The organism is Methylobacterium sp. SyP6R (assembly GCF_019216885.1).
In the GTDB taxonomy this organism is placed as follows: Bacteria; Pseudomonadota; Alphaproteobacteria; order Rhizobiales; family Beijerinckiaceae; genus Methylobacterium.
Map to the genome: position 1 here is coordinate 4,032,625 of NZ_JAAQRC020000001.1, position 15,552 is coordinate 4,048,176.

At 70.4% G+C, this 15,552-nt stretch carries 13 protein-coding genes; 9 read left to right on the forward strand and 4 right to left on the reverse strand.

Annotated features, from left to right (window positions below; translation table 11 throughout):
• Positions 1-170 precede the first annotated feature (170 nt).
• Both groL and groES read right to left on the reverse strand, forming a co-directional pair.
• Positions 171-1,811 carry a chaperonin GroEL gene (gene groL / locus HBB12_RS18555; protein WP_236990696.1) on the reverse strand — a complete coding sequence of 547 codons (1,641 nt, stop codon included), beginning with the start codon at positions 1,809-1,811 and terminating at the stop codon, positions 171-173.
• Positions 1,812-1,915: 104 nt separating this feature from the next.
• Positions 1,916-2,203, reverse strand: a complete 288-nt coding sequence (gene groES / locus HBB12_RS18560; RefSeq protein ID WP_048428985.1) for a co-chaperone GroES — start codon at positions 2,201-2,203, stop codon at positions 1,916-1,918.
• Between the two features lie 209 nt (positions 2,204-2,412).
• Between groES and HBB12_RS18565 the strand changes: the two genes are divergently transcribed.
• The gene (locus HBB12_RS18565; RefSeq protein WP_236990697.1) at positions 2,413-3,426 is read left to right on the forward strand and encodes a magnesium transporter CorA family protein; all 1,014 of its coding nucleotides are present in this window, start codon (positions 2,413-2,415) and stop codon (positions 3,424-3,426) included.
• Between the two features lie 7 nt (positions 3,427-3,433).
• On the opposite strand, the gene HBB12_RS18570 is transcribed toward HBB12_RS18565, so the two are convergent.
• Positions 3,434-4,300: a DMT family transporter gene (locus HBB12_RS18570; protein ID WP_236990698.1), complete on the reverse strand. Its 867-nt coding sequence runs from the start codon at positions 4,298-4,300 to the stop codon at positions 3,434-3,436.
• Positions 4,301-4,470: 170 nt separating this feature from the next.
• Between HBB12_RS18570 and HBB12_RS18575 the strand changes: the two genes are divergently transcribed.
• The 7 genes from HBB12_RS18575 to HBB12_RS18605 all read left to right on the forward strand — a co-directional run bounded on the left by HBB12_RS18575 (position 4,471) and on the right by HBB12_RS18605 (position 12,843).
• Positions 4,471-5,715, forward strand: a complete 1,245-nt coding sequence (locus HBB12_RS18575) for a glycosyltransferase family 4 protein (RefSeq protein WP_236990699.1) — start codon at positions 4,471-4,473, stop codon at positions 5,713-5,715.
• A 157-nt stretch (positions 5,716-5,872) separates the two neighbouring features.
• Positions 5,873-7,303, forward strand: a complete 1,431-nt coding sequence (locus tag HBB12_RS18580; protein WP_236990700.1) for a lipopolysaccharide biosynthesis protein — start codon at positions 5,873-5,875, stop codon at positions 7,301-7,303.
• 132 nt (positions 7,304-7,435) lie between these two features.
• Positions 7,436-8,614: an FAD-binding protein gene (locus HBB12_RS18585; protein WP_236990701.1), complete on the forward strand. Its 1,179-nt coding sequence runs from the start codon at positions 7,436-7,438 to the stop codon at positions 8,612-8,614.
• Between the two features lie 21 nt (positions 8,615-8,635).
• Positions 8,636-9,046 (forward strand): VOC family protein, encoded by a 411-nt coding sequence (locus HBB12_RS18590; RefSeq protein WP_236990702.1) that lies wholly within the window; start codon positions 8,636-8,638, stop codon positions 9,044-9,046.
• A gap of 93 nt (positions 9,047-9,139) precedes the next feature.
• Positions 9,140-10,039 carry a metallophosphoesterase family protein gene (locus HBB12_RS18595; RefSeq protein WP_236990703.1) on the forward strand — a complete coding sequence of 300 codons (900 nt, stop codon included), beginning with the start codon at positions 9,140-9,142 and terminating at the stop codon, positions 10,037-10,039.
• A 225-nt stretch (positions 10,040-10,264) separates the two neighbouring features.
• Positions 10,265-11,911: a tyrosinase family protein gene (locus tag HBB12_RS18600; RefSeq protein ID WP_236990704.1), complete on the forward strand. Its 1,647-nt coding sequence runs from the start codon at positions 10,265-10,267 to the stop codon at positions 11,909-11,911.
• A 110-nt stretch (positions 11,912-12,021) separates the two neighbouring features.
• Complete coding sequence (locus HBB12_RS18605; RefSeq protein WP_236990705.1) at positions 12,022-12,843, forward strand: DUF2182 domain-containing protein; 822 nt, start codon at positions 12,022-12,024, stop codon at positions 12,841-12,843.
• Between the two features lie 174 nt (positions 12,844-13,017).
• On the opposite strand, the gene HBB12_RS18610 is transcribed toward HBB12_RS18605, so the two are convergent.
• Entirely contained in the window at positions 13,018-14,769 is a 1,752-nt protein-coding gene (locus tag HBB12_RS18610) for a flagellin N-terminal helical domain-containing protein (protein ID WP_236990706.1), read from the reverse strand.
• Between the two features lie 585 nt (positions 14,770-15,354).
• Here HBB12_RS18610 and HBB12_RS34520 point away from each other — a divergent pair.
• Positions 15,355-15,540 carry a hypothetical protein gene (locus tag HBB12_RS34520; protein ID WP_442919292.1) on the forward strand — a complete coding sequence of 62 codons (186 nt, stop codon included), beginning with the start codon at positions 15,355-15,357 and terminating at the stop codon, positions 15,538-15,540.
• Positions 15,541-15,552 lie beyond the last annotated feature (12 nt).

Genomic DNA, 15,552 nt, shown 5'->3' on the forward strand with positions numbered 1-15,552 from the left:
CAGAGGCTTGGCGAAAATTCGAGAGCGGAACCAAAGGTCGTTTCCAACGACCGTTGGTATTATGCGATGAAGTCGGGTCTGCAAGGCCGCGTGAAGGTGGCGGCCCCCAACGGAAAAGGGGCCGCCTCGCGGCGACCCCCTTCCGTCTTCTCAGGACCGGTTGGCCGGACTTAGAAGTCCATGCCGCCCATGCCGCCGCCCGGCATCGCCGGAGCAGCGCTCTCCTTCTTGGGGGCGTCGGCGACCATCGCCTCGGTCGTCACCAGCAGGCCGGCCACCGAAGCGGCGTCCTGCAGGGCGGTGCGCACGACCTTGGCCGGGTCGACGATGCCGGCCTGGATCATGTCGACGTACTCTTCGGTCTGGGCGTTGAAGCCGTAGGTCTCCGAGTCGCCCTTGTCGCCGATCTTGCCGACCACGATCGAGCCCTCGACGCCGGCATTGCTGGCGATCTGGCGGATCGGGGCCTCAAGGGCCTTGAGGACGATCTTGATGCCGGCCTGGACGTCGGCGTTGTCGCTCGAGAGAGCGGCCACGGCCTTCTTGGCGCGCAGGAGCGCGGTGCCGCCGCCGGGGACGATGCCTTCCTCGACCGCCGCGCGGGTGGCGTGGAGGGCGTCGTCGACGCGGTCCTTCTTCTCCTTGACCTCGACCTCGGTCGCGCCGCCGACGCGGATCACCGCGACGCCGCCCGCGAGCTTGGCCAGACGCTCCTGGAGCTTCTCGCGGTCGTAGTCCGAGGTGGTCTCCTCGATCTGCGCCTTGATCTGCTGGACGCGGGCCTGGATGTCGTCCTTCTCGCCGGCGCCGTCGATGATCGTGGTGTTCTCCTTCTCGATGCGGACGCGCTTGGCGCGGCCGAGCATCGGGAGGGTCACGTTCTCGAGCTTGATGCCGAGGTCCTCGGCGATCATCTGACCCTGGGTCAGGATCGCGATGTCCTCGAGCATGGCCTTGCGACGGTCACCGAAGCCCGGCGCCTTCACGGCCGCAACCTTCAGGCCGCCGCGCAGCTTGTTGACGACGAGGGTGGCGAGCGCCTCGCCCTCGATGTCCTCGGCGACGATCAGCAGCGGCTTGCCGGTCTGGACGACGGCCTCGAGCACCGGCAGCATCGCCTGGAGCGACGACAGCTTCTTCTCGTGGATGAGGATATAGGGATCCTCGAGCTCGGCGATCATCTTCTCCGCATTCGTGATGAAGTACGGGGAGAGGTAGCCGCGGTCGAACTGCATGCCCTCGACGACGTCGAGCTCGGTCTCGGCGGTCTTCGCCTCCTCGACCGTGATCACGCCCTCGTTGCCGACCTTCTGCATGGCATGGGCGATCATCTCGCCGATGTCCTTGTCGCCGTTGGCCGAGATCGTGCCGACCTGGGCGATCTCCTCCGAGGCCGACACCTTCTTGGCGCGGCTCTGGATGTCCTTCACGGCGGCCTGGGTGGCGAGGTCGATGCCGCGCTTCAGGTCCATCGGGTTCATGCCGGCGGCGACGTACTTGGCGCCCTCGCGGACGATCGCCTGGGCCAGCACGGTGGCGGTGGTGGTGCCGTCACCCGCGATGTCGTTAGTCTTCGAGGCCACTTCGCGCACCATCTGGGCGCCCATGTTCTCGAACTTGTCGGCGAGCTCGATCTCCTTGGCGACGGTCACGCCGTCCTTGGTGATCCGCGGCGCGCCGAAGCTCTTCTCGATCACGACGTTGCGGCCCTTGGGGCCGAGCGTGACCTTCACCGCATCCGCCAGGATGTCGACGCCGCGCAGCATCTTCTCGCGGGCGTCGGAGGCGAAACGAACGTCTTTCGCTGCCATGGTGATTCCTCACTGTCGATCGGTGTTTCGGAAAAAACCCTCCGGCGTCGGCTTCCCGTGCGGGGCGCCGCCGTCAGGCCTCAAGGCGTCTCAGGGGTGTGGGCTTACGCCAGCACGCCCATGATGTCGGACTCCTTCATGATGAGGAGGTCCTTGCCGTCGATCTTGACCTCGGTGCCCGACCACTTGCCGAACAGGACGCGGTCGCCGGCCTTGACGTCGAGGGGGGTCAGCTTGCCGGACTCGTCGCGGCCACCGGGGCCGACGGCGACGATCTCGCCCTCTTGCGGCTTCTCCTTGGCGGAATCCGGGATGATGATGCCGCCCTTGGTCTTCTCCTCGCTCTCGATGCGACGGACGACGACACGGTCGTGCAGCGGACGGAATTGCATGTGCTGCCCTCTTGCTTCGCAGAACGCATTGCGGTTGGTGCTGGCGCCGAAGCCACCTGCCCAACCCGGGCATTAGCACTCCCATGAGGTGAGTGCTAAGGCTGGCGTGGAGATAATCGGGCCGCGCGGACGAGTCAAGGCGCTGGCCTGTGGCTTGCGCGGCACAATTCCGACGGGCGACCCCCGTCGCGCGAGGAGCCCATCCGGTCATGATCACGCTTCACGGCGCCGCGGGCGTGGTTGCCGAAGGGCATGCCTGCGCGGCCCATCCCCTTCCGGCCCACGGCACCTGGCTCGACCTCGAGGATCCAAGCGAGGCCGAGACGGCGTTGGCGGAAACCGCCACCGGGCTGAAGGTCCCGTCCCGCGCGGCCTTGAGCGAGGTGCAGAATTCCCGCCGGCTCAACCGGCGCAAGGACGCCTTCTATCTCAGCACCCCGATGATCTCGTTCCGCGACGACGACCTGACGATCCGCCCCCTCGGCTTCGTGCTGACGCCGGAGCGGCTGCTCACCGTCCGGTTCCAGCCGCTCGCCGCCTTCGACACCGTCAAGGAGCGCCAGGCCGAGCGGGACGGACCGGCCTCCAGCGTCGAGACCTTCCTGGCGCTCAACGAGGAGCTGATCGACTGCATGGCCGACACCCTCGAGACGATGAGCGACGAACTCGATTCGCTCTCGACCCGGATCTTCACCTTCGACACCAGCGCCAACGGAAACGGCCGGCGCGAGGGGGCGGCGCCCAAGAACTTCGCACCCAAGCGGCGCGACCTCGCCCTGCGGCGCCTGCTCCGCGCCATCGGCCGGCGCGGCAAGGCCCTGGCGAAGCTGCGCGCCTCGCTGCTCGGCCTCGGCCGCATCCTTCCTTACGTCGCCGGCGAGGCGGAGACCTGGTTGAAGCCCGAGGAGAAGGCCCGGTTCGAAAGCCTGCGCCTCGACGTCGCCTCCCTCGACGAGTTCGAGACCCGGCTCTCCGAGACGGTGCAGTTCCTCCTCGACGCCACCCTCGGCCTCATCAACATGGAACAGAACAACACCTTCCGGGTGCTCACCGTGGTCTCGGTGATCGGCATCCCGCCGACCCTGATGGCCTCGGTCTACGGGATGAACTTCAAGCACATGCCGGAGCTGGACTGGGCCTGGGGCTATCCCTACGGGCTCGCCGTCATCGGGCTGAGCGCGCTGGTGCCGGCGATCTACTTCAAGCTGAAGGGGTGGTTCTGAGGCCCGCTCACCGTCGTGCCGCCAGCGCCGACCCGGCGAGGATCAGGCCGGCGCCGGCGAGCGTCGCGACCCCCGGCACCTCGCCGAAGGCGACGTAGCCGAGGCCGATCGCCCAGAGGAGGGCGGTGTACTCCATCGCGGCGAGCCGCGATGCCTCGGCCCGGGCATAGGCGCGGCTGAGCACCAGGTGCCCGGCGACTCCGAGCACGCCGACGAGGACGAGGAGCGCCCAGTCGGGGGCCGCCACCGGCGTCCAGGTCCAGGCGGCGGGGGCGGCCAGCATCGCGGCGGGACCGGCATTCTGGATCGCCACGATGGTGACCACCGGGTCGTGGCGGGCGCGGGCGCGCAGCAGCACCATCGAGAGCGCATAGGTCAGCGCCGAGGCGAGGATGGCGGCGATGCCCCAGGCGGAGCCCCCCTCCCGCGGCCCCTGCGCGCCGACCTGACCCGCCACCACGATCCCGACGCCGAGGAAGCCGACGGCCAGGCCGGCCCAGACGGGAGGGCGCACCCGCTCGCGCAGCAGCAATGCGGCGAACAGCGCGATGAAGACCGGGCTCAGGAACGAGAGCGCCAGCGCTTCGGCCAGCGGCAGCACCGACAGGCCGTGGAAGAAGCAGAGCGCCGTCGCCACCACCAGCACGGCCCTGAGGCCGTTGGTGCGCCAGGTCTCGGCGGAGGGCCAGCCGGGGCGAAGCACCGCGAGCAAAGCCGCCATGACGAGCGTGCCGACGAGGTAGCGGGAAAAGGCGATGCCGGTGACGCCGTAGCGGTCGGACAGGCCCTTGATGGTGGCGTCCATCAGCGACAGGAGCCCGATGCCGAGGGCGGCGAGCAGGATCGCGGAGGCGGGGGAGGGGCTGGGGCGCATGGTCTAAGCCGGATGGCCTGGCCGAGCGCGCGGCGCAAGGGCCGGCAGCGGCCAAGCGTCGAGGCGTTTCCTTAAGGGGTCCGACCCATCCTCGCTTCCGATCCGCGTCGCCCGAAGGAAGCCCGACCGATGCTGCATGAGGGTCCCGTCTCCCCTGAGCGGGGGCGGCGGTGAGAATCGTCCTCGTCGCCGACCACGCATACATCAATGGCGGCCAGGCCAAGGTGTCGCTCGAGAGCGCGATCGGGCTGTCCCGCCGCGGCCACGAGGTCGTGCTGTTCGCCGCCGTCGGCCCGGCCGATCCGCGGCTTGCCGCGGCGGGGGTGCGCACGGTGCTCCTCGACCAGACCGACGTGACGCAGGCCCGCTCGCTCGCCCGGTTCGGGGTGCAGTGGCTGTGGAACGCGCCCGCCGCCGCCCGGCTGAAGGACCTGATCGGCGAGACCGATCCGCGCGACACGGTGGTCCACGTCCATGCCTGGGCGAAGGCCCTGTCGCCCTCGATCGGACCGGTGCTGCGGGGCAGCGCCGCCCCGGTGGTCTACACCGCGCACGAATACTATCTCGCCTGCCCGAATGGCGGCTTCTACGATTATCCCGTCGCGGCGACCTGCCACCGGGTGCCGAACGGGCCGGCCTGCCTGACCCACAATTGCGATTCGCGCACCTATCCGCGCAAGCTCCTGCGGGTCGCCCGCCATGCCCTGATGCGCCGCACCGGCCTCGTCCAGGGCATCGACGCGATGATCACCATCAGCCGGCTCCAGCGCGAGGTGCTGGCGCCCTACCTGCCGGCGGAGACCCGTTACTTCGACGTGCCGAACCCGGTCGATGTCGAGCCCCTCGGCCACCGGGCGGGACCGCCGGGCGACTTCGTGTTCGTCGGCCGGCTCTCACCCGAGAAGGGGCCGGGGATCTTCGCCGAGGCCGCGCGCCTTGCCGGAACCCGGGCGGTCTTCGCCGGCGACGGGCCGGCACGGGCGGAGCTGGAGGCGCGCTATCCGGAAGCCTCTTTCCTCGGCTGGCAGAACCCGGACCAGGTCAAGCAGGTCCTGCGCGGCGCCCGCGCCCTGGTGTTCCCGTCGGTCTGGTACGAGGGCCAGCCGCTCACGGTGCTCGAATCGTTAGGCCTCGGCACTCCGGTGATCGTCAGCGACGTCTGCGCCGGCCGCGAGGCGGTGCGCCACGGCGAGAGCGGATTGTGGTTCCGCTCGAACGACCCGCGCTCGCTCGCCGAGGCCATGGGGCATCTCGCCAACGACGCCACGGCAATGCGGATGGGGCGGGCGGCCTACGACCTGTTCTGGGCCGACCCGCTGACGCTGGAGCGCCACCTCGATGGGCTGGAGCGAGTGTATCGCGAGGTGGCGGGGCAGGAGGGGCGTGTGGCGCCGATCGCGCGGGCGGCGGGGTAGGGGTTTCCGTTCCCTCGCAATCTGACGGAGGGCGCGGGTTTCCCCCTTCCCCGCAGAGGGGGAGGGAAAACGCCCGCTCCATACTGGCACCATTTTTCCCGTCGCAATCAGCGGAAACCACACCGCCTCCCGGCCCCTCGAACGAGCACCCACTGCAATGGCGGTCATCGCGGCCTTCGTGGTCAACGCGGTCCTCAACCTGGCCCTCGGCCTGCTCATCGCGCAGATCCTGGGGCCGGCGGATTTCGGCCGCTTCGCCCTCGGTACGGCCGGCGCCGTGGTGCTCAACATCCTGCTGTTCGAGTGGCTGCGCCTCTCGGCGACGCGCTTCTACTCGGCCCGGGTGCGGGAGGCGGAGCCGTGGATCCGCGCCATGCTCGACCGGGCCTATGCGGCGACCGCCCTCGGCCTTTCGGGTGCGGCGCTGCTGGCGCTGGCCGGCCGGCCCCTCGTCGGCGAGCCGGCCCTGCTCGCCGCCGCCGCGGCCGGGGCGGCGGTCGGCATCGGGCTGTTCGACTACCAGGCGGCGCTCGCCCGCGCCCGCTTCGTCGGCGGGCTGTATCTGCGCCTCGTGCTGATCAAGAACGGCCTCGCCCTGGTGCTGATGGTCGCCACTGCCTGGACGACGCGGGATGCCGCCGCGGTGATGCTCGCCGGGGGCCTGAGCCAGTTCCTCGCCGCCTTCCTCATCCGCCGGGCGCTTGCGGACCCGCCCACGTCCCACGACGCGGCCCGCCGCCGCGAGACGCTGCGGCTGTTCATGGCCTACGGCCTGCCGGTGGTCGCCGCCAACGTGGTCTATCAGCTGATGCCCTTCGCCAATCGCTCGGCGGTCGCGGCCGCCGCGGGCTTCGCCGAGGCGGGCTACTTCTCCCTCGCCGCGGATATCGGCGGGCGGATCTTCAGCACGCTGGGCGCCGCCCTCGACCTGCTGCTGTTCCAGATCGCCGTGCTGGCCGCCGAGACCCACGGCCACGAGGCCGGCGAGGAGCAGGTCGCCCGCAACGGCGCCGTGGTGCTGGCGCTGATCCTGCCGAGCGCCGCCGGCTTCTGGGCTCTGGCCCCGGCACTCGAGGCGATCGCCGTGCCGGCGGCCTATCGCGGCCATTTCGTGGATTACACGCTGCTGCTGCTCCCGGGCCTCGTCGCCCTGGCGCTGATGAATTTCGCCCTCAATCCGATCTTCCAGATCCGCCGCCGCACCCTGCCGCTCGTGGCGGCAGGCCTCGTCGGGGCGCTGGTCAACCTCGCGGCGGCCCTCGCGCTCGCTCCGCCCTTCGGCTCCCACGGCATCGCCGCGGCGCAATCGCTGGGCTTCCTCGCCGCGATGCTGTTCCTCGGGGTTCGCGCCCTCACCGGACCGGGCCGCCTGCGGATGGCCTGGCGCGATCCGCTCGCCGTCGTGCTCGCCACCGTGGCGATGACGGGCGCGATCCTTCCCTTGCGCGGGCTCGACCCCTGGCTCGCCCTGCCGGCCTGCATCGCCGTCGGCGGCCTCGTCTACGGCGCCCTGGTCTGGCGCTTCGACATCGCGGGGTTGCGGACGGCGGTGGTCGCGCGGTTCGGGCGGGCGGTGCCGGCGGAGTAGGGGCGCGGGCGAAGCGATGGCAGCCCGATCTGCCGTCGGCGCCTCCGCTTGCAACCCGCCCCGGTTGCCCGCAATGATCCGCCCCCCGACCGCGCCACCCGGCGCGATCCCGCCCAGCGAGTGAGCGCCGCGATGAGCATCTACCAGCCCCGGAGCGAGGCGGAGGCCGCCGCCCTGATCGGCGCGGCGGCGGCGCGGCGCGAGCGGCTGCGGCTCGTCGGCGGCGGTACCCGGGCGGGGATCGGGCGGCCCGCGCAGGATGAGGCCACGTTCTCGGCGGCGGGGCTCACCGGCATCACCCTGTACGAACCGGCCGAGCTCGTCATCGCGGCCCGGGCCGGGACGCCGCTCGCCGAGGTCGAGGCGCGGCTTGCCGAGGGCGGCCAGATGCTGCCCTTCGAGCCGATGGATCACCGCGCGATCCTCGGCACCGCCGGCGAGCCGACGATCGGCGCGATCGCGGCCGGCAACATCTCGGGCCCGCGGCGGATCGCCGGGGGCGCCGCCCGCGACAGCCTGATCGGCGTGCGCTTCGTCAACGGGCGTGGGGAGGCGGTGAAGTCCGGCGGCCGGGTGATGAAGAACGTCACCGGGCTCGACCTCGTGAAGCTGATGGCCGGGTCGTGGGGCACGCTCGGCTTCCTCACCGAGGTCACCTTCAAGGTGCTGCCCGTCCCCGAACGCACCGCCACCCTGGTGCTCGCCGGCCTCGACGATTCCCGCGCGATCGAGGCGATGAGCCTCGCCCTCGGCTCACCCTTCGAGATCACCGGCGCCGCCCATCTGCCGGAGGGGATCGACGGACCCGCCCGCACATTCCTGCGCATCGAGGGATTTTCCGCCTCCGTCGATTACCGCCTCGGCCGGCTGACCCGCCTGCTGCGCGGCTTCGGCGCTCCCGACACGATCGAGGGCGAGGCCGCCGCCACGCCATGGCGCAGGGTGCGCGACGTGCTGCCCTTCGCCGGCGGCGACGAGGCGGTGTGGCGCCTCTCGACCGCGCCGAGCCGCGGTCCCGCGGTGGCGGCCGCCGTCGCGGCGGCCCGGCCGGCGCGCTGGTTCTACGATTGGGGCGGCGGCCTCGTCTGGCTCGCGACGGCGGCGACCGGCGATGCGGGCGCTGCCGACGTGCGGGCGGCCCTCGGCGGCGCCGGCCACGCGACGCTGGTGCGGGCGCCCCATTCCATCCGGGCAGCGGTGCCGGTCTTCGAGCCCCTGCCCGAGCCGCTGATGCGGATCACCGCCGGCCTCAAGGCCGCGCACGACCCCGCCGGCCTGTTCAATCCGGGGCGGATGTACGCGGGGATTTGAGCCGATGAGGAGCCGCCGGTCATGAGCGTCATCTCGCATGTTTGCCTCGGCACCGCCGACCTCGCCCGCGCCTTTCCCTTCTACGCCGCGTTGTTCGACGAGCTCGGCCTGAAACTCCGCTTCAACGAGCCGGACCAGGGTTGGGCCGGCTGGATGCCCCGCGACGCCGACCGGCCCCTGCTGATCGTCGGCCGACCCTGGAACGGAGAGGCGCCCGATCCGGGCAACGGCCCCATGACCGCGCTGACGGTCCGCTCCCGGGCGAGCGTCGACCGCTGCCACGCCCTGGCGCTGGCGGCGGGCGGCACCTGCGAGGGACCGCCCGGACTGCGGCCGCACTACCATCCGGCCTATTACGGCGCGTATTTTCGCGATCTCGACGGCAACAAGCTCTGTGTCGTGTGCCACGAGCCCGACGAGGATGGGCGGTAAGGGGATGCGGAGAGGCCCGGTCCGCTGCTACGGGGGACCGGCCGCGACATCTCTGCAGCGGACCTGATCCTCTCTCATGCGTTCCTGCCCTCGATGACGTTCCGCCTCGCCCACCTCACCGATCCCCATGTCGGGCCGCTCTCCCGCCCGCGCCTGCGCCAGCTGATGAGCAAGCGCGCCACCGGCTGGGTCAACTGGAGCCGCGGCCGCAAGCTCACCCACGACATGGAGATCCTGGCCGCCCTGGTGGCCGATCTGCGCGCGAGCGCCCCCGACCACATCGCCTGCACCGGCGACCTGTGCAACATCGGCCTGCCGAGCGAGTGGGAGACCGCCCGCACCTTCATGGAGGGGCTGGGCGAGCCCGGCTTCGTCAGCTTCGTGCCCGGCAATCACGACGCCTATGTCCGCGGCTCGCTGAAGGGGCTCCTCGACGCGGTGGCTCCCTGGACCCGGGACGATGCCGGCCGCGACAAGGCGTTTCCTTACTTGCGCCGGCGCGGGCCCCTGGCGCTGGTCGGACTGTCCTCGGCGATCCCGACCGCGCCCTTCGTGGCGACCGGGCGCCTCGGCTCCGACCAGATCCGGGCCGCCGAGCGGATGCTGGCGGCGCTCGCCGCCGAGCCCGAGCGGCCGTGCCGGGTGGTGATGATCCACCATCCGCCGCATGTCGGCGGCGCCAAGGCGGGGCGCAACCTGACCGACGCCCACGCCTTCGAGGCGATGATCGGCCGGGTCGGTGCCGACCTCGTGCTGCACGGCCACAACCATGTCGGCTCGGTCGCCTTCCTGATGGCCCCGGGCGGGCGGCGCGTTCCGGTGATCGGCGCGCCTTCGGCCTCGGCCCGGGGCGGGACGCTCAAGCATTGCGCCGGCTACCACCTCTACGAGATCGAGCGCACCGGCTCCGGCTTCTCCCTCACCGCCACGTTGCGCGGCATCCTGCCGGACGGGGCCCTGGGCGATCTCGGCACCCTGACGCTCCGGGGCTGAGACCGGTCTGCTTCGAAATCGCGTGTGATGTCCCGGCTCGACGGAGCCGTCTCGACGCCCCCACCGCGACGGCGGGTCGGGACCGGATCTCGACGTTGCGTGCTGCTCTGCTTGAGCCTGCGTGAGTGCTGGGCCTGGGAAAGTGTTTTGCGGTTTTTCCCGTTTCGAGCTAAGGTCATGCCGCTGTAAAAGAGGCGCACGCTGATTCGACGGGAGGCGAATTTGGTGTTCGTTCGGCAAAACGTCTGCGAGATGGGGTCGGATTGGGCCGATCCGATCCTGTGGTATGCCCGTGCCGTCGCGGAGATGAAGAAGAGGCCGCTGGCCCATCCGCTGGCCTGGCGTTTCTACGGCGCGATCCACGGCTTCGACCGGACGCTCTGGACGGAACTGGATCAGCTGGCACCGTCCGATACGCTCCCGAATTCCGACCTGATCGAGAAATTCTGGAATCAGTGCCAGCATGGCAGCTGGTATTTCCTGCCGTGGCATCGGGGTTATCTCTGGGCCTTCGAGGCCGTGGTCCGCGACGTGGTGCACGGCCTGAAGGGACCCGCTGACTGGGCGCTGCCCTACTGGAATTATTTCGGGCCGAACCAGAACGCATTGCCGCCCGCCTTCGCGTCGCAGGACTGGCCGGACGGGAAGGGCGACAATCCGCTCTTCGTGCAACGGCGCTACGGCCCCTACGGGGACGGCAACGTCTTCGTCCTGCTCGACGTGGTCGACCTCGACGCCCTGGATAAGCCCCAGTTCACGGGCGTCGCCAATGGCGGCGATCCCGGGTTCGGCGGCGTCGATACCGGATTCTCGCATGGCGGCCCGGTGCACGGGGGCATCGAATCGCAGCCGCACGATCAGGTGCACGGCCTCGTCGGCGGGCGCCGGAAGGGAACGATCTCCCCCGGCCTGATGTCCAAGCCGGCCACGGCCGGCCTCGACCCGATCTTCTGGCTGCATCACGCCAACATCGATCGGCTCTGGCAGGTCTGGCGCCGGCGCGCCCCGGGCCACGCCGATCCGAGCGCGGCGGCGTGGACCGGCGGTCCGGCGACGCTCGGCCAGCGTCCCTTCGTGATGCCCGTGCCAGGCGCTCAGGGCGGCTGGACCGACTGGAGCTTCACCCCCGGCCAGACCGAGAGCACGACGGAACTCGGATACGAATACGACGATGTCTCGACCGGCGAGGTCGCGGCGGCTGCCCTTCGCTCCGAGCCCCTCGCGCAGGTCGCCGCGGCGAGCGCTCCCCGGGGTGGCGCCGGCCGGGGGAGTACCGGCCAGGGGAGCACGGGCAAGGGGAGCACGGGCAAGGAGAGTTCGGCCATGGCCGCTGGAAAGACAGTCGAGCTGATCGGGGCGAGCCAGGCCGCGATCCCTGTCGTCGGGGCGCAGGCGCAGGCCTCCGTCGCCCTCGAGCCGGAGGCGCGCAAGCGAGTCTCCGCCGGGCTGGCGGCCTCGGCCCGGGGCGTCTCGCCTCAAGCCGCTTCCGCCCAGAACGCTTCTCCCCAAGGCGCCGCGCCCGCCCGACCCGAGCGCGTCCTGCTCAACCTCGAGAACGTCCGCGGCCACACGGATGCGGTGGTGTTCCGGGTCTATGTCGGCCCCCAGGGGACCGATCCCTCCGGCAGGCCGGAATGCCTGGCGGGCAGCGTCGGCCTGTTCGGCGTCACCGAGGCGAGCGAGCGGGACGGTCCCCACGGCGGCAGCGGCCTGACCTACGTCCTCGACATCACCCCGATCGTCGAGGCGATGCACCTGAACCGGGATCTCGAGGCCGACAAGCTCGACGTGCGCATCGTGCCGGTGGACTCCGTGCCCGAGGAAGCGAAGATCACGATCGGGCGGGTCGGCGTGTTCCGCCAGGGCCGCTAGGGCGCGTCACGATCGGGCGGCCAGCGCGAATTTCTCCAAGTCCTCGTTGAGATCGGTCCCATCGACGAGCCGGTATCCACATCGTCGGACAATGCTCCAAGGGGGATGCCATGACTCCTGCCGCCCGCGAGCGATGGGGCATCCGGGGCCCGGTCCTTGCGGTCAGTGCCGCCGCCTGGGCGCTGCTGGCTGCGGCACCGCCCGGATGGACCCTGCCGGAATCCTGCGCCGCCGCCTGGCGACCGCCATCGTCCGACGACGTCATCCTGGCCCTTTCGCTCAATCCGCCCGGATCTCTCGCGGCGGCCTGGATCCTGATGCTCGCGGCGATGATGGGGCCGATCCTGGTTGCGCCCCTCGGCCACCTGCGCGGCCGCAGCCTCGCTTCCCGGAGAGGCCGCTCCCTCGCCCTCTTCCTCGCCGGCTACGCGGCGGCCTGGAGCGTCGCGGGGATCGGCCTGGCGGCCCTGGCCCTGACCCTGCGGCTGAGCGCGCCCAGCGTGGCGCCGGTGCCGGCCCTCCTCGCAATCCTGGTCTGGCAGGCCTCGCCCGCCAAGCAGACCTGCCTCAACCGCTGTCACGATCGACCCGCCCTGTCCGCCTTCGGCGTCGCGGCGGATCGCGACGCCGCGCGGTTCGGGCTGGTCCACGGGGTGTGGTGCGTCGGGTCCTGCTGGCCGCTGATGCTGGCGATGCTGCTGCCTTCCGACGGTCACCTCGTCGCGATGATCGCGCTGGCCGGGTGGCTCCTGGCCGAGCGCGTGGCGCCCGCGGTTCCGCCGGGGTGGCGCTGGCATCCCTGGCGCGGCGGTCCGGTCCTGCGCATCGCCGCCGGGTTCGCGGCCGCCGCATGGTCGCGGCTCGCGACGCGGGTCGCATCGCCCCCGTCGCTCGTCGCGGCGCCGATCCCGCCGCCCGGAAATGCCCCCTGACGTCAGGTATCCGGTTTTTCGGGACCCGCGGCCGATCCGGCCTCTCGCGTAGCCCCGATGAGCAACCCCGGCGCCGTGAACGGCTCGGCGTTGCCCGGACGGCGGCGGCGGGGCGGCGGCTCTTGCCGGGGCCGGCGGTCGCCCCTGCACGGTCCGCCGCCCGACGCCTCCGGTTCAGCGGAAGAGCGAGAGGATGTTCTGGCTCGACGAGTTGGCGATCGACAGCGCCTGCACCGCCAGCTGCTGCTGCGTCTGCAGCGCCTTCAGCTTCGTCGATTCCTCTTCCACGTCCGCGTCCACCAGGATGCCGATCGTGCGGTCGTTGGCCTTCATCAGCGTATCGACGAAGGTCGATTGACCGTCGATCTGCGTCTTGTTGGCACCCAGCTTCGTACCCGCATCCGTCACCTTGCCGATCGCCTTGTCGACGGCCGTGATGATGTTCTGGAGGTCCTGGTCGCCGCTCGTGCCCACCAGCGTCGAGATGTCGAGATTGGCGACCGAGTACGACCCGCCGCTGGAATAGGTGCCGACCGCAGTGTCGAGGATGCCCTGGGCCTGGGTGGTGCCGGCATCGGTGCCTGCGGCGTTGCGGGCGACCACGGTGCCGCCGGCGACCGCGTTGGTGGTCGCGTTCGCCAGGCCGAACGACGCATCCGCGGCGCTGACGATGATCGAGGCGGTCGAGGACGAGTTGGTCAGCGTCAGCTTGCCGCCGGCGAACGACGCCGACACCGTGCTGGCCGTCGCCGCGCTCAGGGTCGCGTTGAGCATCGCCGCCACGTCGGTGCCGTTGACCGACGTGTTGCTCGCCGAGGTCGCCGCACCGCCGAGCGCCGTGAAGCTCGCCGCGTTGAGGGTGATCGTCTTCGAGGTCGTGCCGTCGCTGATCGTAATCGCCTTCGAGCCCGACGACAGGTCGATGTTGCTGAAGGCGGTGCCGGTCACGATCGCCTGTTGCGCGCCCGCCGTCACCGTGCCGAAGCCGATATCGATCACCTTCTTGTTCGCCGACGGGTTGGCGAGCTGCACGTTGAGGGTCGTGGCCGCACCGGTGCCGGTGGTGGTGAAGTTGAGCCGGCCCGACGAATCGAGGCCCGCCGTGACCTTGCCGGCGAGATTGCCGTTGGCGGCGATCTGGTTGTTGAGGGCGGAGATGAACTCGCTGGTGGTGACCTGCGTCAGGTCCTTGGCGGCCGACTTGAGGGTGGCGGCGTTGAGGGTCAGGGTGCCGGCGACGCCGCCGACCGTCACGGAGAGCGAGACCTCGTTGGGGCCCGAGAAATCCGCCGTGCCGGTGCCCGAGCCGAACCCGGCGGTGCCGGTCAGCGAGGTCGAGGACAGCACCTGGGCGTTGGTCGCGGAGGTGGTGACGCTGGTCGAGTTCGCATCGTAGAGCTTGATGCTCTGCACGTTCACGGCGATCTGCGAGAAGGTGATCGTGCCGTTCGACGAGCGGGCGAAGCCCCCGACCACGTTCTGCGTCGCCTGGTAGGCGCTGTTGCTGGCCGATGAATTGACCGAGAGCCAGTTCTGGCCGCTGGCATTCGAGGAATCGGCGGTGGCCTTCATCTTCGACTGGATGGCGGCGATCTCGACCTGCACCTTCGAGCGGTCGACGCCCGGGGTCATCGCGGTCTGCAGCTTGGCCCGCATGTTCTGCAGGTCGTCGAGGATGCTGTTGAGGCCGTTATAGGCCGTATCGACCGACGAGGAGCCGAGGCCGAGCGAGTCCTTGACCGCACCCAGCGAGGCGTTGTCGGTGCGCACCGTGGTGGCGATCGACCAGTAGGCGGCATTGTCGGCGGCGGACGAGACGCGCTGGCCGGTCGAGACCCGGTTGCTGGTCGTGTCGAGCTGGTCGTTGATGCTCTTGAGGGTGGTGAGCGCCGTCAACGCGGCGGTGTTGGTCAGGAGGCTGGTCACGGCTGGGGCTTCCAGTGCTTCACGGGGGCAGGAGTGTTCGGTTCACATCCGTGGATCAGGCATCCGGGCTTTTACCGGCAGGGCGGGCCGACATCATGTCTTGGATCCGATGGGTCCATCCGCCAAGCTTGCGTTCATTCTGAACGTTGCCGGAGTTTTTCTCCGGACACATGTATATGATAGCTAAAAAAGATTTTTATCGCGTTAATACCATAAGAAATGAATGTGAAATATTCGGAATTACTATGTTATTTCTAGGTTGTACGAAGCGGGACCGCGACCGGGCGAACGATCTCGCGATGCGCAGACCGACGCCGCGAGGCGGCACGGCGCGACGAGGGGCCGGCCTCCGGGGCCGGAAGCCCGGCCCCTCGCGCAGCCGCACCATTTCGACGGGGGGGGCGGCATTGCCCCGTCGACGGCACCGGATCGTGTCGGGGCCTGCCCTGACCGGCCCGGCCGCTTCGACGAGCTGGTCTACGTGCCGGTGCCGACCATCGCCCGGCGCCGCCACATCCTCGGCATCCACACCCGCGCCATGCCGCTTTCCGACGATGTCGACTTCGACGGGCCGGCCTGATCGCCTTGCGCGAGAACCTGTCGAGCGAGCGGGTGACACAGGCGCATTTCGACGCGGCACTTCACGAAGCCCGGTCCCCGGTGACGCCCGAGATGGAGCAGGATTACGAGACGATGCTGCGCGCCCTCGAGCAGGAGGGCCCGCAGCGCCAGCCGATCGGCTTCGTGCCGCGCAGGCAGGCGGCGGAATAGAGCCGTCCTGGC

Bases quoted from the DNA above. Each gene is read 5' to 3' on its own strand.
- groES (WP_048428985.1), bottom strand. From the start codon at position 2,203: ATGCAATTCCGTCCGCTGCACGACCGTGTCGTCGTCCGTCGCATCGAG.
- HBB12_RS18590 (WP_236990702.1), top strand. From the start codon at position 8,636: ATGAGCGTCATCTCGCATGTTTGCCTCGGCACCGCCGACCTCGCCCGC.
- HBB12_RS18595 (WP_236990703.1), top strand. From the start codon at position 9,140: ATGACGTTCCGCCTCGCCCACCTCACCGATCCCCATGTCGGGCCGCTC.
- HBB12_RS18585 (WP_236990701.1), top strand. From the start codon at position 7,436: ATGAGCATCTACCAGCCCCGGAGCGAGGCGGAGGCCGCCGCCCTGATC.
- HBB12_RS18580 (WP_236990700.1), top strand. From the start codon at position 5,873: ATGGCGGTCATCGCGGCCTTCGTGGTCAACGCGGTCCTCAACCTGGCC.
- HBB12_RS18570 (WP_236990698.1), bottom strand. From the start codon at position 4,300: ATGCGCCCCAGCCCCTCCCCCGCCTCCGCGATCCTGCTCGCCGCCCTC.
- HBB12_RS18565 (WP_236990697.1), top strand. From the start codon at position 2,413: ATGATCACGCTTCACGGCGCCGCGGGCGTGGTTGCCGAAGGGCATGCC.
- groL (WP_236990696.1), bottom strand. From the start codon at position 1,811: ATGGCAGCGAAAGACGTTCGTTTCGCCTCCGACGCCCGCGAGAAGATG.
- HBB12_RS18605 (WP_236990705.1), top strand. From the start codon at position 12,022: ATGACTCCTGCCGCCCGCGAGCGATGGGGCATCCGGGGCCCGGTCCTT.